This is a genomic window from Gorillibacterium massiliense, from assembly GCF_000455485.1.
Taxonomy (GTDB): domain Bacteria; phylum Bacillota; class Bacilli; order Paenibacillales; family NBRC-103111; genus Gorillibacterium; species Gorillibacterium massiliense.
In genome coordinates, this window is record NZ_CBQR020000081.1 from 1 (window position 1) to 7,823 (window position 7,823).

7 protein-coding genes are annotated in these 7,823 nt (G+C 52.9%); all 7 read right to left on the bottom strand.

Annotation, left to right across the window (positions count from 1 at the left end; genetic code table 11):
• Positions 1–1,801: LysM peptidoglycan-binding domain-containing protein (locus TJ79_RS25835; protein ID WP_052339433.1), on the bottom strand; the 1,801-nt coding region annotated here is incomplete at its 3' end.
• Between the two features lie 397 nt (positions 1,802–2,198).
• On the bottom strand, positions 2,199–3,074 hold the full coding sequence (gene pheA, locus TJ79_RS09560; protein WP_040950080.1) for a prephenate dehydratase: 876 nt from the start codon (positions 3,072–3,074) through the stop codon (positions 2,199–2,201).
• Positions 3,071–4,027, bottom strand: coding sequence for a homoserine kinase (gene thrB / locus TJ79_RS09565; RefSeq protein WP_040950081.1), 957 nt, complete (start codon positions 4,025–4,027; stop codon positions 3,071–3,073). Before thrB ends, pheA begins: the two co-directional genes overlap by 4 nt.
• Positions 4,028–4,046: 19 nt before the next feature.
• Positions 4,047–5,333, bottom strand: a complete 1,287-nt coding sequence (locus TJ79_RS09570) for a homoserine dehydrogenase (protein ID WP_040950082.1) — start codon at positions 5,331–5,333, stop codon at positions 4,047–4,049.
• A gap of 147 nt (positions 5,334–5,480) precedes the next feature.
• A complete protein-coding gene (gene thrC / locus TJ79_RS09575) occupies positions 5,481–6,875 on the bottom strand; it encodes a threonine synthase (RefSeq protein WP_040950083.1) in 1,395 nt (464 codons plus the stop codon).
• A gap of 119 nt (positions 6,876–6,994) precedes the next feature.
• On the bottom strand, positions 6,995–7,450 hold the full coding sequence (locus tag TJ79_RS09580) for an ACT domain-containing protein (RefSeq protein ID WP_040950084.1): 456 nt from the start codon (positions 7,448–7,450) through the stop codon (positions 6,995–6,997).
• Positions 7,451–7,669: 219 nt separating this feature from the next.
• The coding region (locus tag TJ79_RS26620) for an iron chelate uptake ABC transporter family permease subunit (RefSeq protein WP_155987829.1) at positions 7,670–7,823 on the bottom strand (154 nt) is incomplete at its 5' end.

The following is a 7,823-nucleotide window of genomic DNA, read 5'->3' on the forward strand; positions in this document are numbered from 1 at the left end:
GCATATTCGGCGTTCCCAAGCTCATAGGCGAAACCATGCTTGGCGCCTCGTTGCCCCCTGTCGATAAAGGCGAGATCATATTGGGCACACCGCCGTAGGGTTGAACGACCGGCGTTGTATAAGCCGGTGCAAACGTGCCGGGCTCACAAGGCATAAAAGCGGCTGGCGAAGTGAACATCGGCGACGAGAAACCGGTTAGCGGCGGAGCGGCGCAGGGCTCGCAATTTTGCGGCAAAAATGAAGCTGGTGCGACGGAGAACGGGTGGAACATGGTGGGCATTGCCATCATCGGAGCCATTGTCGGAGCCATCGCCGCCATTTGTGCTACAGGGGCTTGCAGATTTTCGGTGGACAGACCTGCGATGTTAGCCGGCTCGTTACCTAAGGGCATTACGTTGCTTGGAAAAGTAGATGCTGCTTGCACGGGCATCGGCATGTTGGCGTTGGCGAACTCCATCGGGCCAACCGGATAGGGAATGCCCCCGCACAATCCGGGAATCGGCATCTGATCCGCGGAATACATCTGTGGAGCAAACGGCTGCATGCTTAACGGACTGACGCCAAAAGGCGAGAATGGAGTCATGTGATGAAATGCAGGGAGCGTTTGGGGATAAGACGGAACGTTCATCGCTTCGGATAAATTGCCGAGGGTAGATCCGCAAGGTCCTCCGCACGGCTGCTGCATCGCTCCATAAACGGGAGCCTGATTAGCGGACTGCATCACAAAAGCTGGCGTCGTCGGTGCGTTATTGGCAGTCGGCATGGTAAATGCAGGCGATACATTCGCAGATTGCATGCTGAATGCCGGAGATGTGCTGGTAGGCTGTTCCATCATGGGAAATGCCGTGTTACTCGGCTGACTGAACGCTTCTACCGCTGCTATATGGTACTGCATAAACAAATGGTCCGATTGAGAACCTTCCACAGGAATCGGATATGGATATTGACTCATCATGTCTGCCGCAGACGGCTTTTCCGCCGGTTTTGTCTTCTCTGCGGGCTTAACGGCCTCCGCAGGCTTGGTTGCTGCAGGCTTCACATTTTCTACCGGCTTCTCTGCCGCCGCAGGTTTTACATTTTCTACCGGCTTTTCTACTTCCGCAGGCTTCACATTCTCCACCGGTTTTTCCGCTTCCACAGGCTTCACATTCTCCACCGGTTTTTCAGTTTCCGCAGGCATCACGTTTTCTGCCGGCTTCACTTCTGTCGGTTTCACTTCTGTTGGTTTCTTTTCCGCTGGCTTTACTTCTGTCGACTTCTTTTCCGCCGGCTTCACGTTTTCTTCAGGTTTGACATTTTCCACCGGCTTAACATTCTCTGCGGGAAGCTCAACCGGAACCTCTGTGATCGGAGCGGTATTTTTCTTACCTGCCGGTGCAGTAGCAATTGGAGATACAGGCGCATTAGCCTTTTTGCCGCTGGAAAGAAACATATCCGAAACCGACGCCGCATGAACGCCTAAAGAGGTATGGCCCGGTTTGGGAATAAAGACGACTTGCCCGGTCATTAAAATATTGGGATTATTGATTTGCGGATTGGCATCGATCAGCGATTTCAGCGGCACTCCCCACGTTTTGGATAGCTTCCACATTGTATCGCCTTGAACGACGGTATGAGCATTCATTCCTTCCGGAACGGATACAGCCGCCGCACCGCCGGGAATCTTGATCTTCATGCCGACATCAAGTTTGCTCGGGTCCGCCAATTGGGGATTCGCCGCGATGAGCTTTTCCAAGTCCACGCTGTATTTTTTGGACAGCTCGTATAGCGTATCGCCCGATTTCACCACATGGATTTTCAATACAGTTCCCTCCTTGAGTAGTAAAAACGTAGATCTCCGCCGTTCTTGTGCCCAGTCCTGATCGCCCTCGGGATGCCTTGAGAAGATGCTCCCGGTTTAGGCATGGAGGAACGGAAGATCGCTGCCGGTGCTCACAGCGCGTTGGCGGCCCAGCAGGAACTTGATCCGGAACGGTTCCTGCCCAGATTTTCCTTACAGTTTATGCGTGCAAATAGGCGTTTGACATCATCAGCGAAAAAAAACTTCAAACCCCCGACATAATCACTTCACGTCCGCCACTTACAACTTCAAATACGAACCCTTTAAACCATTCTTTGAACAAAAAAACACCCCCTTACCCGCAGCCAGCCTAAGGGCAACTACGGATACAGGGGGTGTCCCATCGTATAATGTTTCGTTAAATACCGGCCGTTTCATACGCATAGGTCGGGTAAGAACCTAGCACCCGCACCTGACAGCCCAGCGCTTCCACCTCGGCAATAGCCGCAGTCATCAGCACCGAATCCATGGCCATTTCCACATCGATATAAAAATAATAGGTGCCCAGCTTCAGCTTCGTCGGCCGTGACTCGATCTTCGTCATGTTAATGCGCCGCCAAGCAAAGGTGGACAACACCTGATGGAGCGCGCCGGGAAAATCCTCAGGCAGCGTAACAATCAGCGTCGTCTTGCTGCTGCTCACGCCCCCGGGCAAAGCAGGCTGCTCCCGTCCCACGAGGACGAAACGCGTATAGTTATTATCGTGGTCCGTGATATTTTCCGCGAGCAGATCCAAACCGTACCGCTCAGCCGCCAATCTGGTTCCGATGGAAGCGATACTAGGATCTCCGCTGGCTGCGGCAAGCCGGACGCCTTCCGCCGTACTGTTCACCACATCGATCTCCACGTTCGGCAGTTCTGACCGCAAAAACTTGCGGCATTGACCGCTGGCGACAGGAAAGGCGATGAGTTTGCGAATACCGGCGTAGCTCTTGCCCTCGTCGGAAGATTTTCGGCCGATCAGATTTTGGATGGATGGATAAGTCCACTCCGTCAAAATCGGCAAATTCATCTCATGGATGAGCCAGTCCAAATGCAAGCTAACGGAGCCGTCTATGGCATTTTCAATGGGAATGACGCTCCAATCGGTTTCACCTGAATCCGTGGCGAGAAACACTTCCGATATATGCGAATAGGGAACGAACTCATATTTATCGTCCTGCTGCTGAAAAAAGAACCGGGTCGCTTCTTCCGAAACAGTACCCGCCGGTCCCAAGAAAGCGACGCGCTTCAAGCCGAAACATCTCCTTTAACGGTTTCCATAAATGTACGCGGATCGCCATCCCGTGTCAACACAGTTGCACCCGTGCCGGACGGTTTCAACCATTGCATGGAGGCGGATACCCCGTGGGTGTTCAACGTTTCGGCAAGGAACACTTCCAACCGAGCTTTGTCTCCGGCGGATGCCTCCATCAAGGCGATAAGCGTCGGGCCTGCTCCAGATAAGGCAATGCCGAGGGCGCCGTGTTCAGCCGCACCTGTCAGCACTTCCGCCATACCCGGAATGAGTGCAGAACGGTAAGGCTGGTGCAGCGCGTCTTTCATGGCAAGTCGGAGCATATCATAGCGACCTGTGCAGAGAGCCGCCACCAGGAGATTGGAGTGGCCGATGTTGAATACAGCATCTTTCATCGGCACAGAGGAAGGCAGCACGTGGCGGGCTTTTTCCGTCGATAGCTGAAAATCAGGAATCGCCACCAGCGCTTCCAGCTTGTCGCCTGCGTCAAGCCGAATATGCCGGGCATCAGCACCGTCCCAATAAGCGGCAATGATCCCTCCGAAAAGCGAGGCGCCTACGTTGTCCGGGTGTTTTTCCAAAGAGCTTGCGATTTGAAACAGTTCCTCGAACTCGAAAGGGCTGCCGATGAGGGCGTTAGCCGCCGTCAATGCGCCGACAATAGCCGAGGCGCTGCTGCCAAGTCCCCGGGTCAAAGGAATGTCGCTGTACATGGAGATTTCCAATTCTGGCATGACAACGCCCGCTCGTTCAAACACAAGCTGCGCCACCTGATAGATCAAATTGCTTTTGTCCTCGGGAATTCCCGCCATCTGCTCGCCGTATAGATGAAACTTCGTTTCTTCCGCTGCGCTCATCCCCACCCAAGCATAAAGAGACAGCGCCATCCCCAGCGAGTCGAAGCCCGGTCCCAGATTGGCGGTGCTTGCTGGAACTTTTACGATAACCATCTTTTGTTTTTCCTCTCCGCTATCCTTCAACTCTATATACACTGCGAATTTTATTTACAACATCCAACTCCGCAAAATCGGCCAACACATTTTTCATGCCCGCCCGATTGGCACTGTGGGTAATAATGATAATTTCCGCATTGAGATTCAGCGGATTCGGATGCTGCAGCACCGATTCCAAACTCACCTCATGCTTGGCAAAAGATTGCGTAATCCGCGCCAGCACCCCCGCCTTATCCGCGACATCCAGCAGTATAAAGTACTTCGAAGCCGCTTCAGCGTCAGACCGTAACTTTTTCTCTTTATAAGGAGCAACCATATACTTCCCGTTAACTCCAAGACGCAAATCCTTCACTACAGAAACGAGATCTGCCACAATGGAGGTTGCTGTCGGCAGTTCCCCCGCGCCAGGGCCATAAAACATCGTCTCCCCTACCGCTTGACCGTACACGTACACCGCGTTATAAACGCCGTTTACGCTGGCGAGGGGGTGGCTTGTCTTCACCATGACGGGCTGCACGCTGAGATCGATACCATCTTCTTCGCACTCGGCGATACCAAGCAGTTTCATTTCATAGCCGAGCTTTTTGCCATAGGCGATGTCCTCTTTTGTTACCTTGCTAATGCCTTTGACCGCAACATCTGCCAGCTCTACATTGACGCCGAAGCCCAGCCGACCCAAAATCGTCATTTTCCGAGCCGCATCTAACCCCTCCACATCGGAAGTAGGGTCCGCCTCCGCATAGCCCAGCGCCTGTGCCTCTTTCAGAACATCGTCGTAGACAGCGCCTTCCTGGCTCATTTTCGTTAAGATGTAGTTGGTCGTCCCGTTGACGATCCCCATGATTTTGGTAATCCGATCCGCGGAAAATCCTTCCGTCAGCGTGCGGATAATGGGAATGCCCCCAGCCACACTCGCTTCGTACAAAACATCGCAGCCGTGTTTTGCCGCTTGCTCCAACACTTCCGTTCCATGCAGCGCCATCAAGTCCTTGTTCGCCGTGACGACATGCTTGCCCTTGGCCAGCGCCTCCATGATGTAGTCCTTAACCGGTTCGATGCCGCCCATCACTTCAATGATAATATCAATAGAAGCATCGTTCAGAATATCCTCAACATTCTCCGTCAGCTTCTCCGGATCAATGGTTATATTGCGCCGTTTCTCTTTGTTGTTCACAAGAATACGCTCGATGACGATAGGCGTTCCCACCTGCCGCTGCAGCTCTTCCTGATGTCCTTCCACGATGCGGACGACGCCGGTTCCCACCGTTCCGAGTCCGAGCAAACCTACTTTTACCGGTTTCATAACCGAAACTCCTTTCCCACCCGAGAAAATCTATCTAAATTGAACCAAAGACTGTATGGATTCCGTCGCTGCGAAACCTGATTATTCTGGAGAGTCGCTGTTGCGCCCAGATTGCATGATTAGAAAATTTCATAAAGGTAGGAATCGTTAGAAAAACCTCAGCAGTTCTGCCTTCACAGCGTTGTTCGAGCCGCTGACGCGCGTCTGGTGCTGCGGCTTCTCGAACAGCGCCGCGATCTCCGGCGGGTGGGTGAACTCGATAGGGATCAATTCGAGGGCTTCGCCGAACTTCGCTGGATGTGCAGTTGAGAGGGCAACCGTCACTTCAGCTTTGTTAGCGAGCTTTTCTGCTGCTGCGACCCCGCAAGCGGTGTGTGGATCCATCAGATAATCGTATTTGCTATACACTTCACCGATGGCTGCCAGACATTCGTCGTTCTCCACGCCATATGCCGCGAAGATCTGCTGAACCTGCGTAAGCAAGTCTGCCGGAATCGTGATTTTGCCTTCTTGCTTGAACGCGTTCATCAGACCGCTAACCGTACCTGCATTCTCGCCGCACAAATAATACAAGTACCGTTCAAAGTTGCTTGCGACTTGAATGTCCATTGACGGACTGTACGTCATGTGGAACTCCGATGGCTCGTAGACGCCCTCATTCACGAAACGCTCCAAAATATTATTCTCGTTCGTCGCCAGAATCAGCTTACCTACTGGCAGTCCCATTTTCTTGGCCAAATACCCTGCGAAAATATCTCCGAAGTTCCCCGTCGGCACGCTGAAGTTAACCACACTCGCAGCTTGCACACCTTGCTCAGCCACGCGGAAGTACGCGTAGAAGTAGTACACCGTCTGTGCGAGAATACGTGCGAAGTTGATCGAGTTGATGGCGCGCAAATGATACTCCTGCTTGAACGCTACGTCTGCGAATAACTCTTTGATGATACGCTGGCAGTCGTCGAAGTTGCCATCCACCGACAGATTCAGAACGTTCGGATCGCCGACGGTCGTCATTTGCAGTTCTTGCACTTTGCTAACCTTGCCATGTGGATGGAGGATGCAAATCCGAATGCCGTCCTTGCCGCGCACACCCTCAATCGCCGAAGCCCCCGTATCGCCGCTCGTCGCTCCGAGAATGTGGATGATGGAATGATTTTGCCGCGAAATGTAAGAGTAGAGGTTGCCTAAAAATTGCAGCGCTACATCCTTGAACGCAAACGTCGGTCCGTGAAAAAGTTCCAGTATTTGCAGGTCGTCACGAATGCGGCGAACTGGCGTAACTTCTGGATGACGGAACGTGCTGTAACTGGTCTGGATGAGCTTGCGCAGTTCCGCATGTGGGATCTCACCATCGATGTATAGCGAGAAAATCTCCAGAGCCAAATCGGCGTAGCTGAGTTTCTGCCACTTGGCGAGCATGTCTTGAGACAGTTGCGGAATGTGGCGCGGTACTATGAGACCCCCGTCATCCGCCAGTCCCATAAGAACGGCGTCGATGAAGCCGATGGCTCCGATACCGCCGCGTGTGCTAATGTATTCCATCGTTTAAACGTCCTCTCGTTAATCCTCGCCGGGCGAGCGATATAGTCATTAATTTGTAGCATAGAACGAAACTGCGGTCCTGGCACAATTGGATATCAGGGACGATCGTTCCATTCCATTCACCCTTGACCGGCCACGCTTACTCGCTTCACGCCATCCAGGCTGCTTAATGCATGAACCAAATCCGCCAGCCTCACCTGCATCTTCGAGGTATCCGCTGTGATGACCGCATTCGCCATTCCCTGCAAGGGGATCGTCTGGTGAATGGTCAGCACATTGGCTTCCAGCCCCGCGATAGCCGCGAGCACCCGGGATAGAATGCCGGCGCGATGCTCCAAGTCCATAGACAAGGTAACAAATCGTTCCCGTTCCAGCTGGCTCATGGGATAAATGCCGTCACGATACTTGTAAAAAGCACTCCGGCTAAGCCCCACTTGGTCCACCGCTTCATGAACGGTTTTCGCTTGCCCCCGAGCTAGAAGTTCCTTCGCTTCAATGGTTTTGAGCAGAGCCTCGGGCAAAATGTCCTCCCGGACGACAAAATAACGCTCCTGGGGAGCTGTATTCACTGTCATCACGTCCTCTGTAAGTAGACCCGTGTTTTTGTATAGTGGACATTATAACGGATAACCAGCCGTTCCGACAAGGGGCAAAATCACGGGGGATACGGCAAATCTTCCTGTATAAAAGCATTCCCTCAATCGAGCACAAAAAGAAGGCCCAAGACTCCAACTGACGGATCTGTGGCCTTCCTAAACTTTATTAGTTTTGATGCTATAAATTGGCTTATTCCACTACTTCGCACGGGACAGCAGATACACAAAGTAAGGAGCGCCAAGCAGCGCAACAACTACTCCGGCTGGCAAGCCGTCCGGGTAGGCAACATTGCGGCCGATAAAATCCGCGACCAATAGCAGCCAACCGCCCAGCAGCATCGAGACAGGAACG